This window comes from Mycobacterium parmense (assembly GCF_010730575.1).
Lineage (GTDB): Bacteria > Actinomycetota > Actinomycetes > Mycobacteriales > Mycobacteriaceae > Mycobacterium > Mycobacterium parmense.
Window position 1 is genome coordinate 2,163,006 of record NZ_AP022614.1, and the last position, 26,067, is coordinate 2,189,072.

Below are 26,067 nucleotides of genomic sequence, written 5' to 3' on the forward strand. Positions count from 1 at the left end.
CCTCAGCCCGGCACCAGGCTGAGCACCAGATCCGGTCCGGCCCGGTCGATCCCGTCGAACTGCCACCGCAGCGCGCGCGCGATGGTGGGGACGCCTAAGTCGCCGACCGCGGTGATCGGCCCGCCCAGCAGCATCGGCGCGACGTACGCGAGGATGCGGTTGACGGCCCCGGCGCGCAGGAATGCGCCCGCGAGCGTGGGGCCGCCCTCCAGCAGCACGTCGGTGCGGTCGGACACCGCCTTGATCACCTCCATGGGATCGTGGGTGCGGATCACCATCGTGCGCGACTCGTCGTTGAGAACCTTTGCCTCGGGCGGTATGTCGCGCATCCCCACCACCACGCGCAGCGGTTGGCGGTCGGCCAGCGAGCCGTCGGCCAGCCGGGCGGTCAACGCCGGGTCGTCCGCCAGCACGGTTCCCGTGCCGACCACGATGGCGTCCGCGCCGGCCCGGCGGCGATGCACATCCAGGCGGGCGGCCTCGCTGGTGATCCACTGGCTGGTGCCGTCGGCGGCGGCGCTGCGGCCGTCGATGCTGGTGGCGTATTTCCAGGTGACGTGCGGCAACCCGGTCCGCTGTTTGTGCAGCCACTCGCGCAGCGGCCCGGCCGCCACCTGGTGGGCCAGCGCGCCGGCCTGGACCTGCAGGCCCGCCGCCTGCAGCCGGCCCGCGCCGCCCCCGGCGATGCCGTTGGGGTCGGTGACGGCGTACACCACCGCGCTCAGGCGGGCCTCGATCAACGCGTTGACGCACGGCGGGGTCTTCCCGTAGTGGTTGCACGGCTCGAGGGTGACCACCGCGATCCCGCCGGCGGCCAGGCCGCCGGCCTTGCGCAGCGCCACGATCTCGGCGTGGTCGCCGCCCGCCGGCTCGGTGCCGCCGACGCCGACGACGCGGCCCTCCCGATCCACGATGACCGCCCCGACGGGCGGGTTCGGGTAGGTCTTGCCCTTGACCAGATAGGCTTGCTCGATCGCCAGACGCATTGCGGCGTCGACGCTTTCGACCTTCTGAGGCTGGTTCATTCGCTCAGGTGGGGTGACGCGGCGGCGGCCTGTCGCCGCAGCGCCTCGATCGCGGACCGCGGGTCCTGCGCGCCGTACACCGCCGAGCCGGCGACGAAGCAATCCACGCCGGCCTCGGCGGCCTGCTCGATCGTGTCCTCGTTGACCCCCCCGTCGATCTCGACCAGGATCTTCAATTCGCCCGCGTCGACCAGCTTGCGCACGGTCCGGACCTTGCTCAGCACGTCGGGAATGAAACTCTGGCCGCCGAAACCCGGCTCCACCGACATGATCAGCAGGGTGTCGAAATGCGGCAGGATCTCGAGGTACGGCTCGAGCGGCGTCTTCGGCTTGACGCTGATGCCCGCCTTGGCGCCTGCGGCGCGGATGTCGCGGGCCACCCCCACCGGGTTGCCGGTGGCCTCCGCGTGAAACGTCACGTTGTAGGCCCCCGCCTCGGCGTATGGCGGCGCCCAGCGGTCCGGGTCCTCGATCATCAGGTGGCAATCCATCGGGATCGACGTCGCGGCCAGCAGGCTCTCCACGACCGGCAGGCCGATGGTGAGATTCGGCACGAAGTGGTTGTCCATCACGTCGACGTGCAGCCAGTCGGCGCCGACGACCGCGGCGGCTTCGTCGGCGAGGCGAGCGAAGTCGGCGGCAAGGATCGACGGCGCGATCAGTGGCCTACCGGTGTTGCCAGGCATGTGCGCCAGACTATCGGCGGCGCAGCGCCGCCGCGGCCCGGCTACCCCGCTTCGCGGCGCAGCGCCGCCGCGGCCCCATCCTTTCCGTCGCGCAGCGCTACCCCGCTTCGCGGCGCAGCGCCGCCGCGGCCCCATCCTTTCCGTCGCGCAGCGCTACCCCGCTTCGCGGCGCAGCGCCGCCGCGAACATGGCGTCGGTGCCGTGCCGGTGCGGCCACAGCTGGACATACGGGCCGTGGCCCAGACCCGCGGCGGGATCGAACAGCGGCCGGGTGTCCAGCGCGCTCACCGGATGGCGGCGCAGCGCGTCGGCGACCACGCCGGCGGTCTCGGCCAGATGAGGCGAACACGTCGCATACAGCACGACACCGCCGGGACGGGTGAGCGCGATCGCGGCTGCCAGGAGTTCGCGTTGCAGCCTGGTCAGCGCGGGCACGTCGGCCGGCTGGCGCCGCCACCGGGCCTCGGGCCGGCGGCGCAACGCGCCCAGCCCGGTGCACGGCGCGTCGACGAGCACCCGGTCGAAGCCCGGCTCGAGACCGCTCCGCCGCCCGTCGACACGCAGCACCTCCACGTCCAGCCCGCGGGTGTTCTCGACCACCAGATCGGCGCGGCGCGGCGCCGGCTCCACCGCCGTGACCCGCGCCCCCGATCCCGCAGCCAGCGCGGCCAGCAGCGCCGTCTTGCCCCCCGGGCCGGCGCACAGATCCAGCCAGCGCCCCGCGTCGTCGTCGACCTCCGCCAGCGTCAGCGCCCGGGCCACCAGCTGGCTGCCCTCGTCCTGGACCAGCGCCACGCCGTCGCGCACGGCCGCCAGCCGCCCCGGGTCCCCGCCGGGCAGATAGACCGCATAGGGCGAATAGCGGCCGGCCGTACCCCCCACCGCGTCGGCCAGTTCGGCGGCGCTCAGCGCTCCCGGGCGCGCCGCGAGGTGCACCTGGGGCCGTTCGTCGTCGCTGGCCAGCACCGCATCGAGTTCCGCCGCGTCCGCGCCCAGCGCGTCGGCGAAGGCCTGGGCGACCCAGCGCGGGTGGGCGTGCACGAACGCGGCATGCCCCACCGGGTCGCGCGCCGGGTCGGGTGCCAGCTCGTCGACCCAGGACTTTTCGTCCCGAGCGGCGATGGCCCGCAACACACCGTTGACGAAACCTGCTCGCGCCGAATCGAATTCGATGGCGGCCTGCTCCACGGTGGTGGACACCGCGGCGTGGGCGTCGACGCGGGTGCGCAGCAGCTGGTAGGCGCCGAGCCGCAGCAGGTCGAGCAACACGGGATCGATGGACTCCGGGGAGCGCTTCGCAGCCGCGCCGATGACGGCGTCGAGCAGGCCCCGGCCGCGGCAGGTGCCGTAGGTCAGTTCCGTGGCGAACGCGGCGTCGCGTCCGCTGATGCCACGTTCGCGCAGCAGCGCGGGCAATGCCAGGTTGGCGTAGGCGTCGCGCTCGCTGACCGCCCGAAGCACCTGGAACGCGGCGGCCCGCGCCGGGTCCAGCTGCCGGCGGCGCGGCCTGCGCTGCGCGGGGCTCATGAGGCGCGCGCGGCGGCGTCGAGCCGCGCGCCCCGTGCCCAGTCGACGGCGTTCATGAACCTCTTGCCGGGCGGCTGAATCTGGCCCAGCCGCACCGGTTGCGAACCGGTTCCGATCCACACGCCCTTGCGATCGACCCGAATAGCGCCGGGCGCCAACGGATTCGGCGCATCATAGTCGACGCGGACCGGCCCCAGTTTGACGCGCTGGTCGCCGACGAGCGTCCAGGCTCCCGGGCTGGGCGTGACGGCCCGGATCCGCCGCTCCACGACCGGTGCAGGCAGGTCCCAGCGCACCCGGGCCTCCTCGACGGTGATCTTGGGCGCGACGCTGATCCCGTCGGCCGGTTGTGGCCGCGGGGCCAACGTTCCCGCGGCCACGCCGTCGAGCGTGGCCGACAGCAGCGCGGCGCCCGAAGAGGCCAGCCGCTCGAGGAGGTCCCCCGCCGTGTCGGTGGGCCGGATGGCCTCGGTCACCACCCCGTAGATCGGGCCGGTGTCCAGGCCCGGCTCGATCTGGAACGTCGTCGCCCCCGTGACGGCGTCGCCCGCGGCGATCGCGGCCTGCACCGGCGCGGCACCGCGCCAGGCGGGCAGCAGCGAGAAGTGCAGGTTGATCCAGCCGTGCGGGGGCACCGCCAGCAGGCCCTCCTTCAGCAGGGCGCCATAGGCGACCACCGGGCAACAGTCCGGCCCCAGCTCCGCGAGCTCGGCGACGAACTCCGGCGAGTTGGGCCGCGACGGCCGCAGGACCGGAATGCCGCGGTCGAGCGCCTCGCGCGCCACCGGTGACGGCTCCGGCTTCCCGCGGCGCCCGGCGGCCGCGTCGGGCCGGGTCAGCACGGCGATGACCTCGTGGCGGGGCGAGTCGACGAGGCTGCGCAGCGCGGGCAGCGCGGGTTCGGGAGTGCCGGCGAAGACAAGGCGCACCGGCACAGTCTAGGAAGCGGCGGCGCGCCGTCCACACGGCGCGCATATTGCGTGCGTATACTGTTGCTTATACATATTGTTTCTTGCAGTTACGGTTGGATGAACCGGACCGCACTGCCGTGCTAGTGACAATGAAGTCGAGTGGGCAGCCCATCGGATTCCAGGAGGTCTGATGACTCTCGACACCACGATCAGCGACGACTACCGGCTGAGTCCCTCACATCGCACGGTATGGGCACTGGGCGACTACGCCCTGATGGCCGAGGAGGTGATGGCCCCGCTGGGACCCGTTCTGGTCGCCGCGGCCGGGATCGGGCCGGGCGTGCGGGTGCTCGACGTCGCCGCCGGTTCCGGCAACATCTCGCTCCCGGCGGCCGCGGCCGGCGCTGACGTCGTCTCCTCCGACCTGACCCCCGAGCTGTTGGCGCGGTCGCAGGCCAGGGCCGCGGCGCGCGGCCTGGTGCTGGATTATCGCGAGGCGAATGCCCACGCCCTGCCCTTCGGCGACGGCGAGTTCGACGCCGTGGTCTCGGCGATCGGCGTGCAGTTCGCGCCGGATCAGCAGCGCGCCGCCGACGAGCTGCTGCGCGTCTGCCGACCGGGAGGGACGATCGCCGTCCTCAGCTGGACCCCCGAAGGCTTCTTCGGGCGGATGCTGTCCACCATCAGGCCCTATCGGCCCAGCCTGTCGCAGGCGGTCCCCCCGGCGGTGCTGTGGGGGCGGCCGGCCTACGTCGCCGGCCTGTTCGGCGACCGGGTCAGCCGCATCTCCGCCGTGCGCGGCATGCTGAGGGTGAACCGTTTCGACAACGCCCACGCCGTGCACCGCTACTTCAAGAACCACTACGGTCCGACGATCGAGGCGTACGCCAACATCGGCCACAACCGGGTGCTGACGGCCGAACTCGACGCCCAGCTCATCGAACTCGCCCAGCAACACCTGGCCTCCGGCGTCATGAAGTGGGAGTACCTGCTGCTCACCGCCGAAAAGCGGTGATTCGGACCAGAATGGAGAGATCTCAGGAGATGCCTAGAAATCCCTAGAGATCGATGTCCGCGTCCAGGTGGACGTCGGGCTCGCCGCCGGCCGCGGTGAACGCCGTGAGGGCACGGATCAGCCCGTGCCTTTCCGCCGCCGGCATCTGCTGCACGATGGCCGCGATCTCGGCGCGCCGGTGGGCCGTGACCCGGCGCACCACGTCGCGGCCGCGCTTGGTCAGGGCGGCCAGCAGTTCGCGGCGGGAGGTCGGGTGCGGCAGGCGGTCGATCAGGCCGGCCGCGACGAGCCGGTCGACCATCCGGCCGGTGGCCGACGGCTGCACTCCCAGCAAACCAGCCAGCGTCGCGAGGTTGACCGGGCCGCGATTGGACAGGATCACCAGCGTGCGGAACTGCGGGATGGTGATGCTCTCGTCCACCTGGCCGATCGACCGCGCCGAAATCGCCACCAGCAGCCGGGAAGCCGTCAGCAAAGCATCGGTGATCACATCCAGGGATTCGTCGACGGACGTGTCGTTGTTGCTGGGCATCGCCTCTCCTCCCGACCACCTCCCGGCATCGGAGCCCGAAGACTAGAAAGTTTAGCAACCTTCCAGTGTCGCGATCTGGGAATTATTTCTCACGCGTACTGTCTACGCCGGTCAGGGTATAGAGGTTTCATACCCGCTTTTCGCGGACTTCAATTGATCACCCGATGTGTAACGGATCGATCTGCACGCGGACCGGCTCCGCGGTCTGCCGGGCGCTGAGCAGCCGCACTCCGCGCCGCAGCGCCGCCGCCAGCGCCAACCCCTGATCGCGGCTCACGCGCACCAGCATCCGCGTTACCGGTCCGCCCGCGGGCGTCCCCGCCGGCCGCCGCACGCCGGGCGGCAGGTCCACCGGGCCCAGCAGGTCGGCGCGGATGTCTTGGTCCTGAGGCAGCCCGGTCTCGTCCAGTAACGCCGCCACGGCGCCCGGCGCTCCGTCGATGGCCGCCATGTGCACGCTCGGCGGCAGGCCGAGCTCGGTCCGGGCCGTGAGCTCGGCCTCCGCGTGGCCCACCGGGTCCCAGCGGATCAGCGACTGCACCGTGGGGATCGACGACTCGGCCACCACCATCACCACACCGCCGTCGCCGCGGGGCCGGACCAGGGCCGCCGCGGTCAGCCAGCGCCACAGCGCGTCCTCGGCGGCGCGCAGATCCTGCCGGCCCAGCAAGGCCCACGTGTCGAGCAGCAGCGCCGCGCCGTAGCCGCCGGCCGCCGGGGGTTCGGCGCCCGGCGTGGCGACCACGACGGCGGGGCCCGCCGCGACCTCCGCCACGACGTCCTCGCCCGTCGACGTGATCACCGGCGTGCCGGCAAACGCGCGGCCCAGCTCCTCGGCGGTGCGCCGCGCCCCGACGACGACGGCACGGACCGCGTCCGAGCCGCAGCGCGCGCACCGTCGCGTGGGCTCGACGCGACCGCACCAGCGGCAGACCAGCGCCGTCCCCCGCTCCTGCAGCGACAGGGGCCCGGTGCAGTGCCGGCACCGGGCGACGGCGCGGCACCGACCGCAGGCCAGCGACGGAACGTATCCGCGCCGCGGCACCTGAACCAGCACCGGCGCGCCGACCGCCAGCGCCGAGCGGGCGGCGCGCAACCCCAGCGACGGCACCCGCGCGGTGCGCGCCGCCGGGTCACGTTCGTCGGCGTAGCCGGTGTCGTCCAGGGCGATCACCCGGGGCGTGCGGGCGCGCACCACCGGCCGCGCCGCGACGATGTCGTGCGCCCACCCGCTGCGGACCAGGGCGTGGGCCTCGGCGGTCCGCGCGTAACCGCCGATCACCGCCGCACAGCGGGCCTGGTGGGCGCGCAGCATCGCCACCTCGCGGGCGTGCGGGTACGGCGCCCGCGGCTCGGCCAGGCTGTCGTCGGCGTCGGCCCACACCATCACCAGCCCCAGTTCGCCGAGCGGGGCGAACACCGCGCTGCGGGTCCCGATCACAAGCCGCGCGGTGCCCCGCAGCGCGGCCAGCCAGCGCCGGTAGCGGGCCGCCGGGCCCAGGCCGGCCGACAGCGCGACGACGGCACCGTCGTCGATGCGGGCGGTCGTGGCCCGCGCGAGGGTGTCCAGATCCCGTTGATCGGGCACGACCGCCAGGACCGACCGCCCGGTCCGGATGGTCTGCGCCGCGGCCTCGGCGAAACGCTCCGCCCACGGCTCGCCGGGCAACGCCTGCCACACGGCCCGCGCGGCGCGGGACTCCGACAGGGCGGCCAGGAACTGGCCGCCGCGGACGTACCCGCCCCAGGCCGCCGGGTCGACCGGCTCCGGCAGGGCCGCGGCCGCCGGCGGCACGGCTTCGCGCTCGACCCGGGCGTGCCGCGGCGGCACCGCCAGCCGCAGCACGTCGGCGCGGGTGCCGGCATAGCGGGCGGCCACCGCGTCGGCCAGCCGGCGGATCTCGGGGGTGAGCACCGGTTCGGGCGACACGACGCGGTCGAGCCAGCCCAGCTTGCCGGCGTGGTCGGTGTCGTTGCGCCGTTCCAGCACGAACCCGTCGACCAGCCGGCCGTGGAACCGCACCCGCACCCGCACTCCCGGCTGGGCGTCGTCGGACTGCTCGGCCGACACGAGGTAGTCGAACTCGCGGTCCAGGTGCGGCACCGACAGCATCGGCAGCACCCGGGCGATGGGTTCGATGTGAGATGCGCTCTTATTCAAAGCCTTCGGCGGGCCAGTCGACGACCTGCGCGCCCTCTTCCCAGTCGTCGTCTTCGTAGCCCTCGTCCAGAACCGACTCCTCCCGGCCGAAGAAGAACCCGGCCGTGATGAGGACCTGAGCCGCGGCGTAAAGCCACCAGACGGGCACCGAGAGAGCCTGGTTGTCCAGGATGAACCTGCCGATGCCGATCATGGCGTCGGACAGCGCGAAGCAGATCGCGCCCACCGCGGTCCAGATCGTCGGCAGCCGCGCCAGCTGCGCCGTGCACACCATCGCGGTCAGCACCAGGATGTAGGCCGTGACCGGGATCGTGAGCTGGTCACGGCTCAGGTGGGGCCAGAACCAGGCCAGCAACGCCAGAGTCGCCAGGCAGATCAGCGCCACGGCGGCGATGCGCGGCCGCGACGGCGCCGCCACGGTGGCCAGCGGCAGCAGCGCGGCCAGAAAACACAAGTGCGCCAACAAGAACGAGGCCAGCCCCACGACGAAGGACAGGGTCCACCACGGGATCGCCAGCAGCCAGTCGCCGGTGGCCGACAGCAGCAGTGCGGGCACCAGCCAGCGCCGCTCGCGGACGATCGGGTGCCCGAGCGCGGCGACCGTCAGCAACAACGCCATCAGCGCTTTGAACGGGGGCTGCAGGATCCAGTGCCCGGTCAGCTCCGTTCCCGGCGGCGACCGCAGCGCCAGCACGGTCAGGTAGACGCCGTAGGACAGGCCGGCCCAGCCGGCCACCACCCAGCCGCCGGCCACCAGGCGAGGTGCGTACGGTACCTCCATGCCCAGCTTGGACAGAACAGCCGACGAGAAACCCGCAATCGACCCCATCTTGCAGAAGGTACTGGATGCGGTTCCCTTCCGGCTATCACTCGACGACGGTGTCGACGCGGCGCGACAACGCTTCCGCGACCTGCCGCGCCGGCCGGTGCACCCCGAGCTGCGGGTCGAGGACCGCGACATACCCGGCCCGGCGGGGCCGATCAACATCCGCATCTATTGGCCGTCAACCGATCCCGGCGCGCGGCGGCCCGTCGTCCTGTTCTTCCACGGCGGCGGTTTCGTGGTGGGCGACCTCGACACCCACGACGGCACGGCCCGCCAGCACGCGGTCGGCGCCGACGCGGTCGTGGTGTCCGTGGACTACCGACTGGCGCCCGAGCACCCCTACCCCGCCGCCGTCGAAGACGCTTGGGCCGCAACGCAGTGGGCGGCCGCGCACGCCGACGGGCTCGGCGTCGACCCCGCCCGGATGGCCGTCGCCGGGGATTCGGCCGGGGGGACCATCGCCGCGGCGACGGCCCAGCGCGCCCGCGACAGCGCCGGACCGCCGATCTCGTTCCAGCTGTTGTGGTATCCCTCCACGATGTGGGACGCGACGCTGCCCTCCTTCACCGAGAACGCCGCCGCGCCGATTCTCGACGTGCGGACCGTCTCCGCGTTCTCGCGTTGGTACGCAGGCGAAGTCGACCTGTCGGATCCGCCGCCGGCCATGGCGCCGGGGCGGGCGAAAAACCTGGCCGGCCTGCCGCCGGCCTACATCGGGGTCGCCGGATACGACCCGCTGCGCGACGACGGCATCCGGTACGGCGAGCTGCTGGCCGCGGCCGGCGTGCCCGTCGAGGTGCACAACGCCGAGACGATGGTGCACGGCTACCTCGGTTACGCGGGTGTGGTGCCGGCCGCGACCGCCGCCTGCGATCGGGGGCTGGCGGCGCTGCGCAACGCCCTGCACGGCCGAACCCCCGGCGTACGGTAAATCCATGACCGAGCCGACCAGCGACCGACCAGCCATCGATCCGACGTTCAAGTCGTTGCTCGACGCGTTCCCGATGACCTTCAAGGCAGAGGACGGCGTCGAGGTCGCCCGCAAGCGGCTGCGCCTGCTGAAGGTGCCGCAGGAGATGCTGCCGGGCTTGCGGACCGAGGATCGCACGGTCGACCACGGCGGGCTCGCCGGCATCCCCGTCCGCATCTACTGGCCGGCCGGTGCCGCCACGCCCGCGCCTGTCGTCGTCTTCTACCACGGCGGCGGCTTCTGCCTGGGCGACCTGGACACCCACGACCCCGTTGCCCGCGCGCACGCGGCCGGCGCGGAGGCGATCGTGGTTTCCGTCGACTACCGGCTGGCCCCCGAACACCCGTTCCCCGCCGGGGTCAACGACTGCTGGGCGGTGCTGCAGTGGGTCGCCGAGAACGCCGCCGAGCTGGGGGGCGACCCGGCGCGGATCGCGGTGGCCGGTGACTCGGCGGGCGGCAACCTCGCGGCGGTGATGGCGCACCTGGCCCGGCAGCACGGCGGTCCGGCGCTGGCTTTCCAGCTGCTGTGGTACCCGACGGTCACCGCGGACCTGTCGCTGCCGTCCTACACGGAGAACGCCGCCGCGCCGGTCCTGGACCGCGACGCCATCGATGCCTTTCTGTCCTGGTACCTGCCCGAGCTCGACATCAGCGACCCGACGGCGCTGCCCCCCACGGTGGCGCCGGCCAACGCCGACGACCTGTCCGGTCTGCCGCCCGCCTACATCGGCACCGCCGAGCACGACCCGCTGCGCGACGACGGGGCCCGCTACGCCAAGCTGCTGACGGCCGCGGGCGTGCAGGTCGAGCTGAGCAACGAACCCACCCTGGTGCACGGCTACGTCAGCTTCGCGATGGTAATCCCGGCCGCGGCCGAGGCCACCGACCGGGGGCTGGCGGCGCTGAAGCGGGCGCTGCACGGCTGAGGACAACCAGATGACCTGCACGCCCGACCACCACACGCTGATCATCGGCGCCGGGTTCGCCGGAATCGGCGCCGCCATCAAGCTCGACCGGGCCGGCATGACCGACTACCTGCTGCTCGAGGCCGGCGACGGCGTCGGCGGGACGTGGCACTGGAACACCTATCCCGGCATCGCCGTGGACATCCCGTCCTTCTCCTACCAGTTCTCGTTCGAGCAGAGCCCGCGCTGGTCGCGCACCTACGCGCCCGGCCGCGAGCTCAAGGCGTACGCCGAGCACTGCGTCGACAAATACGGCCTCCGGTCGCGAATCCGGCTCGGCACGAAGGTGATCTCCGCGGAGTTCGACGACGAGCGCGCCGTGTGGCGGGTGCGCACCGACCGCCACGGCGAGCTGACCGCCAGGTTCGTGATCAGCGCCTGCGGCGTGCTGACCGTGCCCAACCTGCCCGACATCGACGGAGTGGACTCGTTCGGCGGCATCACCATGCACACCGCACGCTGGGATCACTCCCAGGACCTGGCGGGCAAGCGCGTCGCCATCGTCGGCACCGGCGCCTCGGCCGTGCAGGTGATCCCCGAGATCGCGCCGATTGTCAAGCAGCTCACGGTGTTTCAGCGCACGCCGATCTGGTGCTTCCCCAAGTTCGACGTCGCATTGCCCGCGCCGGCCCGCTGGGCCATGCGACTGCCCGGCGGCAACGTGGTCGCGCGGCTGGCCAGCCAGGCCTTCGTCGAGCTGACCTTCCCGATCTCGGCGCAGTACTTCACGGTGTTCCCGCTGGCCAAGCGGATGGAGTCGGCGGGGCTGGGCTATCTGCGCCGGCAGGTCCGCGACCCCGCGGTGCGCGAGCGGCTCACGCCGCGCTACGCCGTGGGCTGCAAACGGCCCGGCTTCCACAACGGCTACCTCGCGACGTTCAACCGCGACAACGTGCGGCTGGTGACCGAGCCGATCGACAAGATCACCGCCTCGGCGGTCACCACCACCGGCGGCGACGCGCACGAGGTCGACGTCTTGATCCTGGCGACCGGTTTCAAGGTGATGGACACCGACCACGTGCCGACCTATCCGGTCACCGGGAGCGGCGGCCTGCCACTGAGCAAATTCTGGGACGAGCACCGGTTGCAGGCCTACGAGGGGGTCTCGGTGCCGGGGTTCCCGAACTTCTACAGCGTGTTCGGGCCATACGGTTATGTCGGCTCGTCCTATTTCGCGCTCATCGAGGCCCAGACCCATCACATCGTCCGGTGCCTCAAGCGGGCCCGGCGCTGCGGCGCCAGCCGCGTCGAGGTGACCGAGGACGCCAACGCGCGCTACTTCGCCGAGATGATGCGCAAGCGGCACCGCCAGATCTTCTGGCAGGACAGCTGCAAGCTGGCCAACAGCTACTACTTCGACAAGAACGGCGACGTCCCGCTGCGCCCGACCACCACGGTGGAGGCGTACTGGCGCAGCAGGCGGTTCGATCTCGACGACTACCGGTTCTCCGCCTAGCGCTAGGCTTTCACGCGTGGCAAAGGAGTATCCCCGTCTCGACGAGTCGCTGCGTGACTTCATCGCCGAGCAGGCCATGTTCTTCGTGGCCACCGCACCCTCCGAGGGTGGCCGGATCAATCTGTCCCCCAAGGGATACCGCGACACCTTCGCCGTGCTCGACGACCACACGGTGGCCTACCTGGACCTGTTCGGCAGCGGCGTCGAGACGATCGCCCACCTGCGGGACAACGGCCGGATCACCGTGATGTTCTGCTCGTTCACCCGCTACTCGAGGATCCTGCGGCTGTTCGGCACGGGCCGCGTGGTCCGCCCCGACGACGCCGAATTCGATTCCCTGGCAGCGCTTTTCGGCGCCAACAACCACGCCGGCGTCCGGGCCGCCATCGTCATCGATGTGAACCGGATCGCCGACGCGTGCGGATTCGCGGTGCCCTACTACGAGCTCGTCGACGAGCGGCCCGTGCTCGACGCGCACCACGCCGGGGCCTCCGACGCCAAGTTCGCCGGCCTCGTCGACCGCAACCGGCGCAGCATCGACTGCCTACCGGCGCTGGACGCCGACCACCCGACGCCGCAGAAGCGGGCCTAGATCGCCCGCTTGAGCTCGTCGACCTTGTCGACCTGCTCCCATGGCAGTTCGACATCGGTGCGCCCGAAGTGCCCGTAGGCGGCGGTCTGGGCGTAGATCGGGCGCAGCAGGTCGAGGTCGCGGATGATGGCGCCGGGCCGCAGGTCGAACACCTCGGGCACGATCTTCTCGATCTTGACCGGGTCGACCGTGGCGGTGCCGAAGGTCTCGACGAACAGCCCCACGGGGGCGGCCTTGCCGATGGCGTAGGCCACCTGCACCTCCACCCTTTCGGCCAGGCCGGCCGCGACGATGTTCTTGGCCACCCAGCGCATCGCGTACGCCGCCGAGCGGTCCACCTTCGACGGGTCCTTGCCGGAGAACGCGCCGCCACCGTGGCGCGCCCAGCCTCCGTAGGTGTCGACGATGATCTTGCGGCCGGTGAGGCCCGCGTCGCCCATGGGCCCTCCCAGCACGAACTTGCCGGTCGGGTTGATCAGCAGCCGCGTGGACGAGGTGTCCAGCGTGTCGTGCGCGAGGTCGTCGAGCACGGTGTTGAGGACCTTCTCGCGCAGGTCGGGCGTCAGCGTGTTCGCCAGGTCGACGTCGGCCGCGTGCTGGGTGGAGATCACCACGGTGTCCAGTGCGACCGGCACGTCGTTCTCGTAGGCGATGGTGACCTGCGTCTTGCCGTCCGGGCGCAGATACGGCAGCACGCCGTTCTTGCGCACCTCGGTCAGCCGCCGCGACAGCCGGTGGGCCAGCGCGATGGGCAGCGGCATCAGCTCCGGGGTGTCGCGGATGGCGTAGCCGAACATCAGGCCCTGGTCGCCGGCGCCCTGGGCGTCCAGCGGATCGGCCGCGCCCTCCACGCGCGCCTCGTGGGCGGTGTCGACGCCCTGGGCGATGTCGGGCGACTGCGCGCCGATCCCGATGTTCACCCCGCACGAGGCGCCGTCGAAGCCCTTGTCCGACGAGTCGTAGCCGATGTCGAGGATGCGCGCGCGCACGGTGTTGGTGATGTCGGCGAAGGCCTCCTTCGCCGTCGTCGTCACCTCGCCCACGACGTGCACCTGGCCGGTGGTCACCAGCGTCTCGACCGCGACACGTGAGCGAGGGTCCTGCGCCAGCAGGGCGTCCAGAACGGAGTCGCTGATCGCGTCACAGATCTTGTCGGGATGGCCCTCGGTCACCGACTCACTGGTAAACAGGCGACCCTTTTCGCTCACTATTCCCGTCCTCTCGATTAATTAGTTAGTCAAATTATAGTCTGCGGCCCGGATCTGCATCCGTCCAGTGGTGCAAGCGACCAGCCAGGACCCCTTCAGGAGCCGCGCAGAAACGTGACGATCGCATCCACAATACGACTGGCCATCAGGGTCTTGGAGCCGTGCTGCAATGCGGACTCGGCGCCGTCGGACGCCAACATCCAGCCGTCGTTGTTGTCGACCTCGAACGCCCGGCCGTCGCCCACCGCGTTGACCACCAGCAAATCGCACCCCTTGGTGCGCAGCTTGGCGCGGGCGTGGAACAGCACATCGCCGTTGGCGTCGCCGGTCTCGGCGGCGAACCCGACGATGGCGCGCATGTTGGGCAGCTCGCCGTGGGCCCGGGCGCGGACGACGCCGGCCAGGACGTCGTCATTGCGCACCAGGTCGATCGCCGGCGGGCCGGCCTGGCTGTCGGGGCCCTTTTTGATCTTCGCGGCCGAAACCCGCGCGGGCCGGAAGTCGGCGACCGCCGCCGCCATCACGAGCACGTCCGCCTCGGCGGCGTGCTTGGAGACCGCATCGCCGAGTTGCGCGGCGGAGCTGACCTGGACCACCTCCACCCCGGCGGGGTCGATCAAGCCGGCGGTGTGCCCGGCGATCAGCGTGACCTGGGCCCCGCGCTGGGCGGCGACCCGCGCGACGGCGTAGCCCTGCTTGCCGGAGCTGCGGTTGCCGATGAAGCGGACCGGGTCGATCGGTTCGCGGGTGCCGCCGGCGGTGACCAGCACCTTGCAGCCGGCGAGGTCGTAGGGCAGGGCGTCGTTGCGCTCCAGCAGCAGGTGGGCCAGGGTGGTGATCTCCTCGGCCTCGGGGAGCCGCCCCGCCCCGCTGTCGTGGCCGGTGAGCCGCCCGGAGGCGGGTTCGAGCACCACCGCCCCGCGGCGGCGCAGCGTGGCCACGTTGTCGACCGTGGCGGGGTGCAACCACATCTCGGTGTGCATGGCGGGGGCGAACAGCACCGGGCAGCGGGCGGTCAGCAGCGTGGCGGTCAGCAGGTCGTCGGCCCGGCCGTGAACCGCCCGGGCCAAGAGGTCCGCGGTGGCGGGCGCCACCACGACCAGGTCGGCCTGCTGGCCGAGCTTGACGTGCGGCACGTCCGGGACGTCCTCGAAGACCCCGGTGCTCACCGGCTGCCCGGAAAGCGCCTCGAACGTGGCGGCGCCGACGAAGCGCAGCGCGGATTCGGTCGGGACGACCCGCACGTGGTGGCCGGCCTCGGACAGCTGGCGGACCACGGTGCACGCCTTGTAGGCGGCGATGCCCCCGGAGACGCCGACGACTATCCGCTTGCGGTCCACCGCCCCTGCCCTGTTACTCGCCCTCGGTGTGCTCGAGCAGGTCGCCGTGGATCTCGCGCATGGCGATGGAGAGGGGCTTCTCCTGCAGGCCCGGCTCGACGAGCGGCCCGACGTACTCGAGGATGCCCTCACCGAGCTGGTTGTAATAGTCGTTGATCTGCCGGGCGCGCTTGGCCGCGTAGATCACCAGCGCGTACTTGCTGGAGACCCGGTCCAGCAACTCGTCGATGGGCGGGTTGGTGATGCCCAGCGGCGTGTCGTAGGCGCGCTGTCCGGCCGCCAGCGAGTCGAACCGGTCGGCGGTGGGGACGGCGGCCAGCGGCGCGTCGGACTGCGAAGTACTCACGTAAGTCAATCTCCTGGTGGATTACTGCGGTTGTCGGACCGCGGGGAAGTTCGTGCTCAATCTCGAGTGGGTCCGGTCTGCGCGTCTGGACGGTCCGGCGCAGTTACCAGCAAGGATACCAATTCGGCGCACGCCGACTCCAATTCCCTGTTGACGACGACCTCGTCGAAGTCGTCCTGGGCGGCCAATTCGACGCGGGCGGTCTCGAGGCGGCGCCGGATGGCCTCCGGGGTCTCGGTGCCGCGGCCGACGAGTCTGGCCTCGAGGTCCTCCCAACTCGGGGGCGCCAAAAACACGGTGATGGCCTCGGGCAGCGCGGATTTCACGGCCCTGGCCCCCGCCAGATCGACCTCGATGAGCACCGGATGCCCGGCCGCGGTGGCGGCCCGCACGGGTGCGGCCAGGGTGCCGGAGCGGTGCAGCCCACCGTGGATGTCGGCCCACTCGAGCAGGGCGCCCTCGTCGATCAGTTGCTGGAACCGGGCGGCGCTGACGAAGTGGTAGTCGACGCCGTCGACCTCGCCCGGCCGCGGCGCCCGCGTGGTCGCCGAGACGCTGAAATGCAGGTCAGGGACGCGTTCGCGCAGACAACGGACCACCGTCGACTTGCCGACGGCCGAGGGACCGGACAGCACGACCACACGGCCGCGCTGTGCGTCCGGTCCCCCGCCGGCGCTCACCGGGACTGCCCGGTTTAGGAGCCGAACTTTTCCAGCAGAGCCTTGCGCTGGCGGTCACCGAGGCCCCGCAGGCGGCGGGTCGGGGCGATCTCCAGCTCGGTCATGATCTCCTGCGCCTTGACCTTGCCGACCTTCGGCAACGCCTCCAGCAGCGCGGAGACCTTCATCTTGCCCAGGACTTCGTCCGTTTCGGCGTCCTTGAGCACCTGGCTGAGGTTGGTGCCGCCGCGCTTCAGCCGGTCCTTGAGCTCTGCTCGAGCTCGACGTGCGGCAGCCGCCTTCTCCAACGCGGCCGCGCGCTGCTCGTCGGTCAACTGGGGAAGGGCCACGATTCCTCCGTATCTGATCAATCTCAATCGATCTTCATGTGTCTTCGCCGGGTACTTCTGCCAGCGCAGACGACCGTACTCAGGCCTTCCGACGAAATCTAACCCGCCCCCCGGGTTAAGGCGATCAAACCCGCAGCATGCGCCCGCTCAACGGGCCCGGCGAGGCCGGGAAAACACCGTCGGCCGGGCAGCGCCGACCGTGGCTGTGCACGGGGCTGACCGCGCCGCGCGGGCCGCCCCTTTCCTGCCTTCGACCAGCGGTTTTGCACGCCACGGCGACGGGGCGTCCGCCCGGGCGGCGACGCGTCGGACGTCCGCGGCGCGGGGCCCGATCGGCCCGGTGCTGGGCATCACGCGATCGGCAGGGCGTGTCGCGCGTGTCGCGTCGTCGCCCGGTGGGGTTGCGCGCGGGCTCGGTTACGATCGAGCGGTGCCGAACCTGCGGATTCGTCAGGCGGCGGACCTGCTCGGAGTCAGCGACGACACCGTCCGGCGATGGATCAACCAAGGCGCGCTGACGGTCAGCCACGACGCGGCCGGGCGCAAGGTGATCGCGAGCGAGGATCTGGCCCGGTTCTCCCGCAGCAACGCGCCCGCTCCCCCACCGGATCCGCTGGGCATCGGCAGTTCGGCCCGCAACCGGTTCGTCGGCCTGGTCACCAAGGTCGTCAGCGACAAGGTGATGACGCATGTCGAGATGCAGTGCGGCCCCTTCACCGTCGTCTCGCTGATGAGCACCGAGGCGGCCGAGGAGCTGAGGCTCAAGCCCGGCAGCGTCGCCGTGGCCGTCGTCAAGGCCACGACGGTGATCGTCGAGACGGCCCCTTAGACCGACCCGAGGTAGGCGACCGCGTCCACCATGCGCTCGCCCGCCGCCCGCAGCTCGGGCACGCCGGGACCGGCCCGCAGCACTTCGCGTGCGACGGCGGGCAGCAGCTGGCCCGGCGCGGCCCCGCCCAGGCCCGCCAGCGCCTCGGGACGCCCGCCCTGGACGCCGAGCCCCGGCACCAGCACCGGGCCGCCCAGGGCGCTGAGATCGGGCGCCTCGAAGACCGTCGCACCGACCACCACCCCGACGAACCCGGCCTGGTCCGCGGTGACCGACCGGTTGGCCGCCGCCGCCTGGTTCACGATCAGCTGCGCCACCGTGCGACCGTCGGTGGCGGCGCGTTGCACCGTCGCGCCCTCCGGGTTGGAGGTCGCGGCCAGCACGAACACCCCCCGGTCGCGCGCCGCGGCGGCCTCCAGCAGCGGCCGCAGCGAGCCGAACCCCAGGTAGGGCGAAGCCGTGACGGCGTCGGCGGCCAGCGGCGAGTCGCCCGCCCAGGCGGCGGCGTAGGCCGCCATCGTCGAGCCGATGTCGCCCCGCTTGGCGTCGGCGATCACCAGGACCCCGCGATCGCGCAACGCGGCGATGGTGCGTTCCAGCACGGCGAAGCCGGCCGCGCCGTACGCCTCGAAGAACGCCACCTGCGGCTTGACGACGGCGAAGCCGGAGAACGCCTCGACGCAGATGTCGCAGAACCGGGCGAGCCCGTCGGCGGTGGTCGGCAGGCCCCAGGCGCGCAGCAACTCCGGATGCGGGTCGATGCCCAGACACAGCGGCCCGCGGGCGGACTTCGCCCCGGCCAGCCGACCGCCGAACCCCGTCACAGCGGCCCTCTGTCGCGCGCTTCGCCCGCGCCGCCGTGCCCGATCAGGCTGTGCAGCTCCTGCAGGCTCCGCACCCCGATGTCGCCGCGGATGCCCGCCTCGATGCCCTGCACGGCCGCGGACGCCCCCTGCACCGTCGTGACGCAGGGAATGTTGGCCGACACCGCGGCAGAGCGGATCTCGTAGCCGTCGATGCGCGGGCCGGAGTTGCCGTAGGGCGTGTTGATGACCATGTTCACCCCGCCGGCCCGGATGGCGTCGACCGCCGACATCTCGGGGCGGCCGGGCTGCGGCTCCTCGAAGTGCTTGCGTACTTCGTCGCACGGAATCCCGTTGCGCCGCAACATCTCCGCGGTGCCCTCGGTGGCCAGGACGCGGAACCCGAGGTCGGCGAGGCGCTTGACCGGGAACACCAGCGACCGCTTGTCCCGGTTGGCCACCGAGACGAACACCGTGCCCTGCGCGGGCAGCGACCCGTAGGCCGCGGTCTGGCTCTTGGCGAAGGCGGTGCCGAAGTCGCGGTCGATGCCCATCACCTCGCCGGTGGATTTCATCTCCGGGCCGAGCAGGGAGTCGATGGCGGCCCCGTCGGCGCGGCGGAAGCGGTGGAACGGCAGCACCGCCTCCTTGACCGCGATCGGCGCCTGCGGCGGCGCGTGGGCGCCGTCGCCGGTCGCGGCCAGCATCCCCTCGTCGCGGAGCTGGGAGATGCTGGTGCCCAGCATGATCCGCGAGCACGCTTTGGCGAGCGGAACGGCGGTGGCCTTGGACACGAAGGGCACGGTACGGCTCGCCCTCGGGTTGGCCTCCAGCACGTAGAGCACGTCGTCCTTCAGCGCGTATTGGACGTTGAGCAGCCCGACGACCCCGATCCCGAACGCGATGGCCTCCGTCGCGCGGCGCACCTTCTCGATGTCGCTGCGGCCCAGCGTCACCGGCGGCAGCGCGCACGCCGAGTCACCGGAGTGGATGCCGGCCTCCTCGATGTGCTCCATGATGCCGCCGATGTAGACCTCGGCGCCGTCGCACAGCGCGTCGACGTCGATCTCCACCGCGTCCTCGAGGAAGCGGTCGACGAGCACCGGGTGCTCCGGCGACAGCTCGGTGGCGCGGGTGATGTAGCCCTCCAGCGTCTGCTCGTCGTAGACGATCTCCATGCCCCGCCCGCCCAGCACGTACGACGGGCGCACCAGCACCGGGTAGCCGATCTCCTCGGCGATCCGGCGGGCCTGCGCGAAAGTGGTTGCCATGCCGTATTTCGGCGCCGGCAGGCCGGCCGCGCTGAGCAGGTCGCCGAACGCGCCGCGGTCCTCGGCCAGGTCGATGGCCTGCGGCGGGGTGCCGACGATCGGCACGCCCGCGTCGGCGAGCCGCTGGGCCAGCCCGAGCGGGGTCTGGCCGCCGAGTTGCACGATGACCCCGACGACACCGGGTCCCCCGCCGGCGGACTGCTGCTCGGCACGGAACACCTCGCACACGTCCTCGAAGGTCAGCGGCTCGAAGTACAGCCGGTCGGCGGTGTCGTAGTCGGTGGACACGGTCTCCGGGTTGCAGTTGACCATCACGGTCTCGAAACCGGCCTGGCTCAACGTGGTCGCCGCGTGCACGCAGCTGTAGTCGAATTCGATGCCCTGGCCGATCCGGTTGGGCCCCGAGCCCAGGATCAGCACCTTGGGCTTTTCCTTCTGCGGAGTCACCTCGGTCTCGGCGGCGGGGTCGAGCTCGTAGCTGCTGTAGTGATACGGGGTCTTGGCCTCGAACTCCGCCGCGCAGGTGTCCACCGTCTTGTACACCGGGTGGATGCCGAGCCGCCCGCGCAGCGACCGGACTCCGTTCTCCCCGGCCAGTTCCGGCCGCAGCGCGGCGATCTGGCGGTCCGACAGGCCGCTGTGCTTGCCGCGCCGCAGCAGCTCCGCGTCGAGTACCGGGGCGGCGGCCAGCTCGGCGCGCAGGGTCTCGAGCTCCGCGATCTGCGCCACGAACCAGGGGTCGACGCCGCTGGCCTGCGCCACCTGCTCGATCGAGGCGCCCAGACGCAGCGCCAGCTCGATGTCGTAGAGGCGGCCCTCGGTCGGGGTCCGCAGCCGGTCCAGCACCTCGTTGACGTCGCCATCCGGGTCGGGCTTGGTCCAGAAGCCGGCGCGGTCGGTTTCCAGGGACCGCATCACCTTGCCGAGCGCCTCGATGAAGTTGCGGCCCAGCGACATCGCCTCGCCGACGGACTTCATGGTGGTGGTCAGGGTCGGGTCGGCGCCGGGGAACTTCTCGAACGCGAACCGCGGCGCCTTGACCACGACGTAGTCCAGGGTGGGCTCGAAGCAGGCCGGCGTCTCCTTGGTGATGTCGTTGACGATCTCGTCGAGGGTGTAGCCGATGGCGAGCTTGGCCGCGATCTTGGCGATGGGGAAGCCGGTGGCCTTGGACGCCAACGCGCTGGACCGCGAGACGCGCGGGTTCATCTCGACGACGACCAGCCGGCCGTCGCTGGGGTCGACCGCGAACTGGATGTTGCAGCCGCCCGTGTCGACGCCGACCTCGCGCAGGATGGCGATGCCCAGGTCGCGCATCCGCTGGTATTCGCGGTCGGTCAGCGTCATCGCCGGCGCGACGGTCACCGAGTCGCCGGTGTGCACGCCCATCGGGTCGACGTTCTCGATCGAGCACACCACCACCACGTTGTCGTGGCCGTCGCGCATCAGCTCGAGCTCGAATTCCTTCCAGCCGTAGATCGATTCCTCGATGAGCACGTTGGCGCTGGGCGACGCGGCCAGCCCGGCGCCGGCCATCCGGTCGACGTCCTCGTGGCTGCGGGCCATGCCCGATCCCAGGCCGCCCATGGTGAAGCTGGGCCGCACCACGACCGGCAGGCCGACCTCCGCGACCGTTTCGCGGACCTCGTCCATCGTGAAACACACCCGGCTGCGGGCGGATTCGCCGCCGACCTTGGCGACGATGTCCTTGAACCGCTGCCGGTCCTCGCCGCGCTGGATGGCGTCGAAGTCGGCGCCGATGAGCTCGACGTCGTAACGCTCCAGCGCGCCGCTCTCGTAGAGCGCCACGGCGGTGTTGAGCGCGGTCTGCCCCCCCAGGGTGGCCAGCACGGCGTCGATCTTGTTGCCCCGCTCGGCCTGCTGGGCGATGACGCGCTCCACGAACGCCGGGGTGATGGGCTCGACGTAGGTGTGGTCGGCGTACTCGGGGTCGGTCATGATGGTCGCCGGATTGGAGTTGATCAGGCTGACCTGCAGCCCCTCGGCGCGCAGCACCCGGCAGGCCTGGGTGCCGGAGTAGTCGAATTCGGCCGCCTGCCCGATGATGATGGGCCCCGAGCCGATCACCAGCACGTGGTTGAGGTCGGTGCGTCGCGGCATCAGCGGCCCCCTGCCATCAGGTCGATGAACTGGTCGAAAAGGTACTCCGCATCGTGCGGGCCGGCGGCCGCCTCGGGATGGTACTGAACCGAGAACGCCTTGCCGCTGGCGAGTCTGACGCCCTCGACCACCCCGTCGTTGGCGCAGGTGTGGCTGACCACCGCGGCGCCGAACGGCGTGTCGAAGCGCTGGCCCGCCTCCCCCTCGAGCGCGAAGCCGTGATTCTGCGCGGTCACCGCCACCCGGCGGGTGACGTGGTCGATCACCGGGATGTTGATGCCGCGGTGACCGAACACCATCTTGTAGGTGGACAGGCCCAGCGCCCGGCCCAGGATCTGGTTGCCGAAACAGATACCGAACAGCGGTATTCCGGCGCCGAGCACATCGCGGGTGAGCGCGACGACGTGGTCGGCGGTGGCGGGGTCGCCGGGGCCGTTGGACAGGAAGACCCCGTCGGGCTTGAGGTCGGCGATCTGCTCGAAGGTCGCCGACGCGGGCAGCACATGGCTGCGGACGCCGCGCCGGGCGAAGTTCCGCGGTGTGTTGGTCTTGATGCCGAGGTCGAGCGCGGCGACGGTGAAGCGTTGCGGGACTTCGGGTTCCACGACGTAGACATCGGGGGTGCTGACCTCGCCGGCGAGATCGGCCCCCAGCATCGACTGCTGGCCGCGTACCCGCGCCAGCAGCTCGTCCGCGTCGGCGAGCGCGTCGCCGGAGAACACCCCGGCCTTCATCGAGCCGCGGCTGCGCAGGTGGCGCACCACCGCGCGGGTGTCGATGCCGGCGATCCCGACGATGCGCTGGCGGACCAGCTCGTCCTCCAGCGTGCCGGTCGCGCGCCAGTTCGAGGCTCGCGGCGACGGGTCGCGCACCGCGTAGCCGGCGACCCAGATCTTGTCGCCCCGGCTCTCGGCGTCCTCGGCATTCCAGCCGGTGTTGCCGATCTGCGGCGCGGTGGCCACCACGATCTGCCGGTGGTAGCTCGGGTCGGTCAGCGTCTCCTGATAGCCGGACATGCCGGTGGAGAAGACGGCCTCGCCGAGTGTCTGGCCGACCTCACCGAACGGCGACCCGGTGAAGACGCGGCCGTCCTCGAGGACCAACACAGCTTTACCGCTCACGCGGCTCCCTCCTGTCCGGCCTGCAGCCAGTCGTCGTATTCGCCGCGGTTGTTGGCACGGAACCCGGTGTCGATCTCGACGCCCGACGGCAGGCGCCACCGGATCGCCAGGATCGAGTTGCGCGCGGCGACCTTGCCGGCCATGCCGCGCTCGGCGCGGACCGCGGTGATCGACCCCTGAGGAATCCAGATCGGTTTCGCGCGAATGCGTTCCAGCAGTATCCCCTCGGGATAACGGGTCAGCACCGCCTTGCTGCGGTAGCCGAGATCACCGGCCGTGACCCGGTCGTTCCAGGCCGGCGACAGCGTGGAACCGACGTAGATCCCCCGGATGGTGGTGGTCGCGGCGCCCACCTCGTCCGGCATGGCGGGCATGGTGCCGATCAGCTCGCTCTGCCGCGCGGCGCGGCGCCGCCAGCCGACCATCATCAGCTGGATCACCACCGCGATCACCACCACCAGCACGGCCGCGAAGATCAGCGACCCCACCAGCGTGCCGGAGTTCATGCCGGGGACTTCCCATCTCGAGCCGTCACCTTCCCACGCAGCAGCGTCGCGGTCACGGTGGCGGGCAGGCTCATCGCCTCGTACGGCGTGTTGGCCGACCGGCTGGCCAGGTCGGCCCCGGCGACGGTCCAGGTCGCGTCCGGGTCGATGACGGTCAGGTTGGCCGGCTCCCCGACCTCCAGTGGCCGCCCGTGGTCGGGCAGCCCCACGATGCCGGCGGGGTTCTCGCTCATCACGCGGGCGACGTCGCGCCAGGTCAGCAGGCCGGGCTGCACCATCGTCTGCACCACCACCGACAGCGCCGTCTGCAGCCCCAGCATGCCCGGGCGGGCGGCGGAGAACTCGCAGCACTTATCGTGCTCGGCGTGCGGGGCGTGGTCGGTGGCCACGCAGTCGATGACGCCGTCGGCCAGCGCCCGCCGCAGCGCCAGGGCGTCGGCGTGCTCGCGCAGCGGCGGGTTGACACGGTTGCGCCCGTCGTAGCTGGACAGCCGGCCGTCGTCGAGCAGCAGGTGGTGCGGGGTCACCTCGGCGGTGATCGAAATCCCTTGGCCCTTGGCCCATTTCAACAGCTCGACAGTGCCCGCGGTGGAGGCGTGGCAGATGTGGACGCGCGCGCCGGCGTCGCGGGCCAGCAGCGCGTCGCGGGCGACGATCGACTCCTCGGCCGCCCGGGGCCAGCCCGCGAGCCCGAGCCGGGCGGCGTTGGGTCCCTCGTGCGCGACGGCGCCGACGGTGAGCCTGGGCTCCTCGGCGTGCTGGGCGATCAGCACACCGAGCCCGCTGGCGTACTCCAGGGCGCGGCGCATCACGAGCGGGTCGTGCACGCAGACGCCGTCGTCGGAGAACATCCGCACCTGCGCGGCACCGGCCGCCATCATGCCCATCTCGGTGAGCTCGGCGCCGGCGAGCCCGACGGTGACCGCCCCGACGGGGTGCACGTCCACCAGGCCGACCTGCCGGCCGCGGTGCCAGACGTGGTCGGTGACCACCGGACTGTCGGCCACCGGGTTGGTGTTGGCCATCGCGAACACCGCGGTGTAGCCACCCAAAGCCGCTGCTGCCGAGCCGGTGTCGATGTCCTCGGCATATTCTCGGCCGGGCTCGCGCAGGTGGGTGTGCAGGTCGACGAAGCCGGGCAGCAGCACCTGGCCGGTGGCGTCGATGACGTCGGCGGTGTCGGGGATGTCCAGCCCCGCGCCGATCTCGGCGATCTGGCCGTCATCGACCAGGACGTCGACGCGGTCGCCCTCCCCGTACAGCCTGACCCCACGGATGACAACGCTCACGCCGCGATTTCCTCCGCTCCGATCAGCACGTGGAACAGCACCGCCATCCGCACGTGCACACCATTGGAAACCTGTTGCAGCACAGCCGATTGTGACGAGTCCGCAACCGACGAAGCGATCTCCATGCCGCGCAGCATCGGGCCCGGGTGCAGGACAACCGCGTGACCGGCCAGCATGGCCTGGCGGCGGTCGGACAAACCGTACAGCGACGAGTACTCCCGCACCGACGGGAAGAAGCCGCCGTTCATCCGCTCGGCCTGCACCCGCAGCATCAGCACCGCGTCGGCGGCGGGCAGCTCGGCGTCGAAGTCGTTGGACACCGTCACCGGCCACCCGTCGACCCCCACCGGCAGCAACGTGGGCGGCGCGACCAGGACCACCTCGGCGCCGAGCGTGTCCAGCAGCATGACGTTGGAGCGCGCGACCCGGCTGTGCAGGATGTCCCCGACGATCACGACGCGCCGACCTTCGATGCCGCCGAGGCGCTGGCGGATGGTCAGCGCGTCGAGCAGCGCCTGCGTCGGGTGTTCGTGGGTGCCGTCACCGGCGTTGATCACCGACGGGCCGCCGGCGTCCGAGCACGTCCAGTCGGCGAGCAGCTGCGCGGCGCCGGAGGCCGGATGGCGGATGATCAGCGCGTCGGCCCCGGCGGCCCGCAAGGTCAGGGCCGTGTCACGCAGCGACTCGCCCTTGCCCACCGACGATCCGGACGCGCTCACGTTGATCACGTCGGCGCTCATCCACTTCCCGGCCACCTCGAACGACACCCGGGTGCGGGTCGAGTTCTCGTAGAACATCGTGATGATGGTGCGGCCGCGCAGCGTGGGCAGCTTCTTGATCTCGCGGCCGACCAGCGCCTGGGCGAACCGGTCGGCGTCGTCGAGGATGGCGGTCGCGTCGTCGCGGCTCAGGTCGCCGGCGGTCAGCAGGTGGCGGGTCATCGCGAGATCACCACGCCGTCGCGACCGTCGTGCTCGGTGAGCAGCACGTGCACGCTCTCGCTGCGCGAGGTCGGCACGTTCTTGCCGACATAGTCGGCACGCAGCGGGAGTTCGCGGTGGCCGCGGTCGACCAGGACCGCCAGCTGCACCGCCCGCGGCCGGCCCACGTCGCGCAGCGCGTCCAGGGCGGAGCGCACCGAGCGCCCGGAGTAGAGCACGTCGTCGACGAGGATCACGAGCGCGTCGTCGACGCCGCCCGCGGGAATCGAGGTGGCGGCCAGCGGACGCGGCGGCTTGGTCATCAGGTCGTCGCGGTACAGCGTGATGTCCAGCGCGCCGCGCGCGACGTCCACGCCGCTGAATTCACCGATGTTGGCGGCCAACCGTTCGGCCAGGATGACGCCGCGGGTCGGGATGCCCAGCAACACCACGCGCGGGGCATCGGGACCGTCGAGTGCGGTCTTCTCGATGATCTGATGTGCGATACGGGAAACGGTGCGGCCCACGTCGGCCGCCGACATCAATTCCCGGGTGTCACCCGCGGCACCCATGCGAGACCTGACCTCCTTCTCCGCCTCGCCGGACGGATCGTTAAAGGATGTCGACTGCACGGCA

At 71.6% G+C, this 26,067-nt stretch carries 25 protein-coding genes; 6 read left to right on the top strand and 19 right to left on the bottom strand.

What is annotated here, in order from left to right:
* Positions 1 to 2: 2 nt before the first annotated feature.
* The 4 genes from ribD to fmt all read right to left on the bottom strand — a co-directional run bounded on the left by ribD (position 3) and on the right by fmt (position 4,167).
* Positions 3 to 1,025 carry a bifunctional diaminohydroxyphosphoribosylaminopyrimidine deaminase/5-amino-6-(5-phosphoribosylamino)uracil reductase RibD gene (gene ribD, locus G6N48_RS09575; RefSeq protein ID WP_085269672.1) on the bottom strand — a complete coding sequence of 341 codons (1,023 nt, stop codon included), beginning with the start codon at positions 1,023 to 1,025 and terminating at the stop codon, positions 3 to 5.
* Positions 1,022 to 1,711, bottom strand: coding sequence for a ribulose-phosphate 3-epimerase (rpe, locus tag G6N48_RS09580; protein ID WP_085269673.1), 690 nt, complete (start codon positions 1,709 to 1,711; stop codon positions 1,022 to 1,024). Before rpe ends, ribD begins: the two co-directional genes overlap by 4 nt.
* 153 nt (positions 1,712 to 1,864) lie before the next feature.
* Entirely contained in the window at positions 1,865 to 3,238 is a 1,374-nt protein-coding gene (locus G6N48_RS09585; protein WP_085269674.1) for an RsmB/NOP family class I SAM-dependent RNA methyltransferase, read from the bottom strand.
* Positions 3,235 to 4,167 carry a methionyl-tRNA formyltransferase gene (fmt, locus tag G6N48_RS09590; RefSeq protein WP_085269745.1) on the bottom strand — a complete coding sequence of 311 codons (933 nt, stop codon included), beginning with the start codon at positions 4,165 to 4,167 and terminating at the stop codon, positions 3,235 to 3,237. The genes G6N48_RS09585 and fmt overlap by 4 nt, the downstream gene beginning before the upstream one ends.
* A gap of 172 nt (positions 4,168 to 4,339) precedes the next feature.
* On the opposite strand from fmt, the gene G6N48_RS09595 reads away from it, so the two are divergent.
* The gene (locus G6N48_RS09595) at positions 4,340 to 5,164 is read left to right on the top strand and encodes a class I SAM-dependent methyltransferase (RefSeq protein WP_085269675.1); all 825 of its coding nucleotides are present in this window, start codon (positions 4,340 to 4,342) and stop codon (positions 5,162 to 5,164) included.
* A gap of 43 nt (positions 5,165 to 5,207) precedes the next feature.
* Here G6N48_RS09595 and G6N48_RS09600 read toward each other — a convergent pair whose 3' ends face one another.
* The 3 genes from G6N48_RS09600 to G6N48_RS09610 form a co-directional block, all read right to left on the bottom strand.
* Entirely contained in the window at positions 5,208 to 5,696 is a 489-nt protein-coding gene (locus tag G6N48_RS09600; protein WP_085269676.1) for a MarR family winged helix-turn-helix transcriptional regulator, read from the bottom strand.
* Between the two features lie 157 nt (positions 5,697 to 5,853).
* Positions 5,854 to 7,809 carry a primosomal protein N' gene (locus G6N48_RS09605; protein WP_085269746.1) on the bottom strand — a complete coding sequence of 652 codons (1,956 nt, stop codon included), beginning with the start codon at positions 7,807 to 7,809 and terminating at the stop codon, positions 5,854 to 5,856.
* Between the two features lie 40 nt (positions 7,810 to 7,849).
* On the bottom strand, positions 7,850 to 8,638 hold the full coding sequence (locus tag G6N48_RS09610) for a lysoplasmalogenase (RefSeq protein WP_085269677.1): 789 nt from the start codon (positions 8,636 to 8,638) through the stop codon (positions 7,850 to 7,852).
* Between G6N48_RS09610 and G6N48_RS09615 the strand changes: the two genes are divergently transcribed.
* From G6N48_RS09615 to G6N48_RS09630, 4 genes are read left to right on the top strand one after another with little or no spacing between them, the layout of a single operon-like run.
* On the top strand, positions 8,637 to 9,614 hold the full coding sequence (locus G6N48_RS09615) for an alpha/beta hydrolase (RefSeq protein WP_085269678.1): 978 nt from the start codon (positions 8,637 to 8,639) through the stop codon (positions 9,612 to 9,614). The genes G6N48_RS09610 and G6N48_RS09615 overlap by 2 nt on opposite strands.
* A 4-nt stretch (positions 9,615 to 9,618) precedes the next feature.
* A complete protein-coding gene (locus tag G6N48_RS09620) occupies positions 9,619 to 10,581 on the top strand; it encodes an alpha/beta hydrolase (RefSeq protein ID WP_085269679.1) in 963 nt (320 codons plus the stop codon).
* A gap of 10 nt (positions 10,582 to 10,591) precedes the next feature.
* Complete coding sequence (locus G6N48_RS09625; RefSeq protein ID WP_085269680.1) at positions 10,592 to 12,076, top strand: flavin-containing monooxygenase; 1,485 nt, start codon at positions 10,592 to 10,594, stop codon at positions 12,074 to 12,076.
* A 16-nt stretch (positions 12,077 to 12,092) separates the two neighbouring features.
* Positions 12,093 to 12,668 (top strand): pyridoxamine 5'-phosphate oxidase family protein, encoded by a 576-nt coding sequence (locus G6N48_RS09630; protein WP_085269681.1) that lies wholly within the window; start codon positions 12,093 to 12,095, stop codon positions 12,666 to 12,668.
* On the opposite strand, the gene metK is transcribed toward G6N48_RS09630, so the two are convergent.
* The 5 genes from metK to mihF form a co-directional block, all read right to left on the bottom strand.
* The gene (gene metK, locus G6N48_RS09635; RefSeq protein WP_085269682.1) at positions 12,665 to 13,876 is read right to left on the bottom strand and encodes a methionine adenosyltransferase; all 1,212 of its coding nucleotides are present in this window, start codon (positions 13,874 to 13,876) and stop codon (positions 12,665 to 12,667) included. The two genes, G6N48_RS09630 and metK, sit on opposite strands and share 4 nt — an antisense overlap.
* 95 nt (positions 13,877 to 13,971) lie before the next feature.
* On the bottom strand, positions 13,972 to 15,216 hold the full coding sequence (coaBC, locus tag G6N48_RS09640) for a bifunctional phosphopantothenoylcysteine decarboxylase/phosphopantothenate--cysteine ligase CoaBC (RefSeq protein ID WP_085269683.1): 1,245 nt from the start codon (positions 15,214 to 15,216) through the stop codon (positions 13,972 to 13,974).
* 13 nt (positions 15,217 to 15,229) lie between these two features.
* On the bottom strand, positions 15,230 to 15,562 hold the full coding sequence (gene rpoZ / locus G6N48_RS09645) for a DNA-directed RNA polymerase subunit omega (RefSeq protein ID WP_085269684.1): 333 nt from the start codon (positions 15,560 to 15,562) through the stop codon (positions 15,230 to 15,232).
* A gap of 56 nt (positions 15,563 to 15,618) precedes the next feature.
* On the bottom strand, positions 15,619 to 16,242 hold the full coding sequence (gene gmk / locus G6N48_RS09650) for a guanylate kinase (RefSeq protein ID WP_163670812.1): 624 nt from the start codon (positions 16,240 to 16,242) through the stop codon (positions 15,619 to 15,621).
* Between the two features lie 14 nt (positions 16,243 to 16,256).
* Positions 16,257 to 16,571, bottom strand: coding sequence for an integration host factor, actinobacterial type (gene mihF / locus G6N48_RS09655; RefSeq protein ID WP_003872557.1), 315 nt, complete (start codon positions 16,569 to 16,571; stop codon positions 16,257 to 16,259).
* Between the two features lie 430 nt (positions 16,572 to 17,001).
* On the opposite strand from mihF, the gene G6N48_RS09660 reads away from it, so the two are divergent.
* A complete protein-coding gene (locus G6N48_RS09660) occupies positions 17,002 to 17,400 on the top strand; it encodes a TOBE domain-containing protein (protein WP_085269748.1) in 399 nt (132 codons plus the stop codon).
* On the opposite strand, the gene pyrF is transcribed toward G6N48_RS09660, so the two are convergent.
* Genes pyrF through pyrR form a run of 7 tightly spaced genes read right to left on the bottom strand, consistent with a single transcriptional unit; the run spans position 17,397 to position 26,003 of the window.
* The gene (pyrF, locus tag G6N48_RS09665) at positions 17,397 to 18,224 is read right to left on the bottom strand and encodes an orotidine-5'-phosphate decarboxylase (protein ID WP_085269685.1); all 828 of its coding nucleotides are present in this window, start codon (positions 18,222 to 18,224) and stop codon (positions 17,397 to 17,399) included. The genes G6N48_RS09660 and pyrF overlap by 4 nt on opposite strands.
* Positions 18,221 to 21,595: a carbamoyl-phosphate synthase large subunit gene (gene carB, locus G6N48_RS09670; RefSeq protein ID WP_085269686.1), complete on the bottom strand. Its 3,375-nt coding sequence runs from the start codon at positions 21,593 to 21,595 to the stop codon at positions 18,221 to 18,223. The genes pyrF and carB overlap by 4 nt, the downstream gene beginning before the upstream one ends.
* On the bottom strand, positions 21,595 to 22,716 hold the full coding sequence (gene carA, locus G6N48_RS09675) for a glutamine-hydrolyzing carbamoyl-phosphate synthase small subunit (RefSeq protein WP_085269687.1): 1,122 nt from the start codon (positions 22,714 to 22,716) through the stop codon (positions 21,595 to 21,597). Before carA ends, carB begins: the two co-directional genes overlap by 1 nt.
* Entirely contained in the window at positions 22,713 to 23,222 is a 510-nt protein-coding gene (locus tag G6N48_RS09680) for a PH-like domain-containing protein (protein WP_085269688.1), read from the bottom strand. The genes carA and G6N48_RS09680 overlap by 4 nt, the downstream gene beginning before the upstream one ends.
* Positions 23,219 to 24,511: a dihydroorotase gene (locus G6N48_RS09685; protein ID WP_085269689.1), complete on the bottom strand. Its 1,293-nt coding sequence runs from the start codon at positions 24,509 to 24,511 to the stop codon at positions 23,219 to 23,221. The genes G6N48_RS09680 and G6N48_RS09685 overlap by 4 nt, the downstream gene beginning before the upstream one ends.
* On the bottom strand, positions 24,508 to 25,452 hold the full coding sequence (locus tag G6N48_RS09690; RefSeq protein WP_085269690.1) for an aspartate carbamoyltransferase catalytic subunit: 945 nt from the start codon (positions 25,450 to 25,452) through the stop codon (positions 24,508 to 24,510). The genes G6N48_RS09685 and G6N48_RS09690 overlap by 4 nt, the downstream gene beginning before the upstream one ends.
* A complete protein-coding gene (gene pyrR, locus G6N48_RS09695; RefSeq protein ID WP_085269691.1) occupies positions 25,449 to 26,003 on the bottom strand; it encodes a bifunctional pyr operon transcriptional regulator/uracil phosphoribosyltransferase PyrR in 555 nt (184 codons plus the stop codon). The genes G6N48_RS09690 and pyrR overlap by 4 nt, the downstream gene beginning before the upstream one ends.
* Between the last annotated feature and the right edge of the window lie 64 nt (positions 26,004 to 26,067).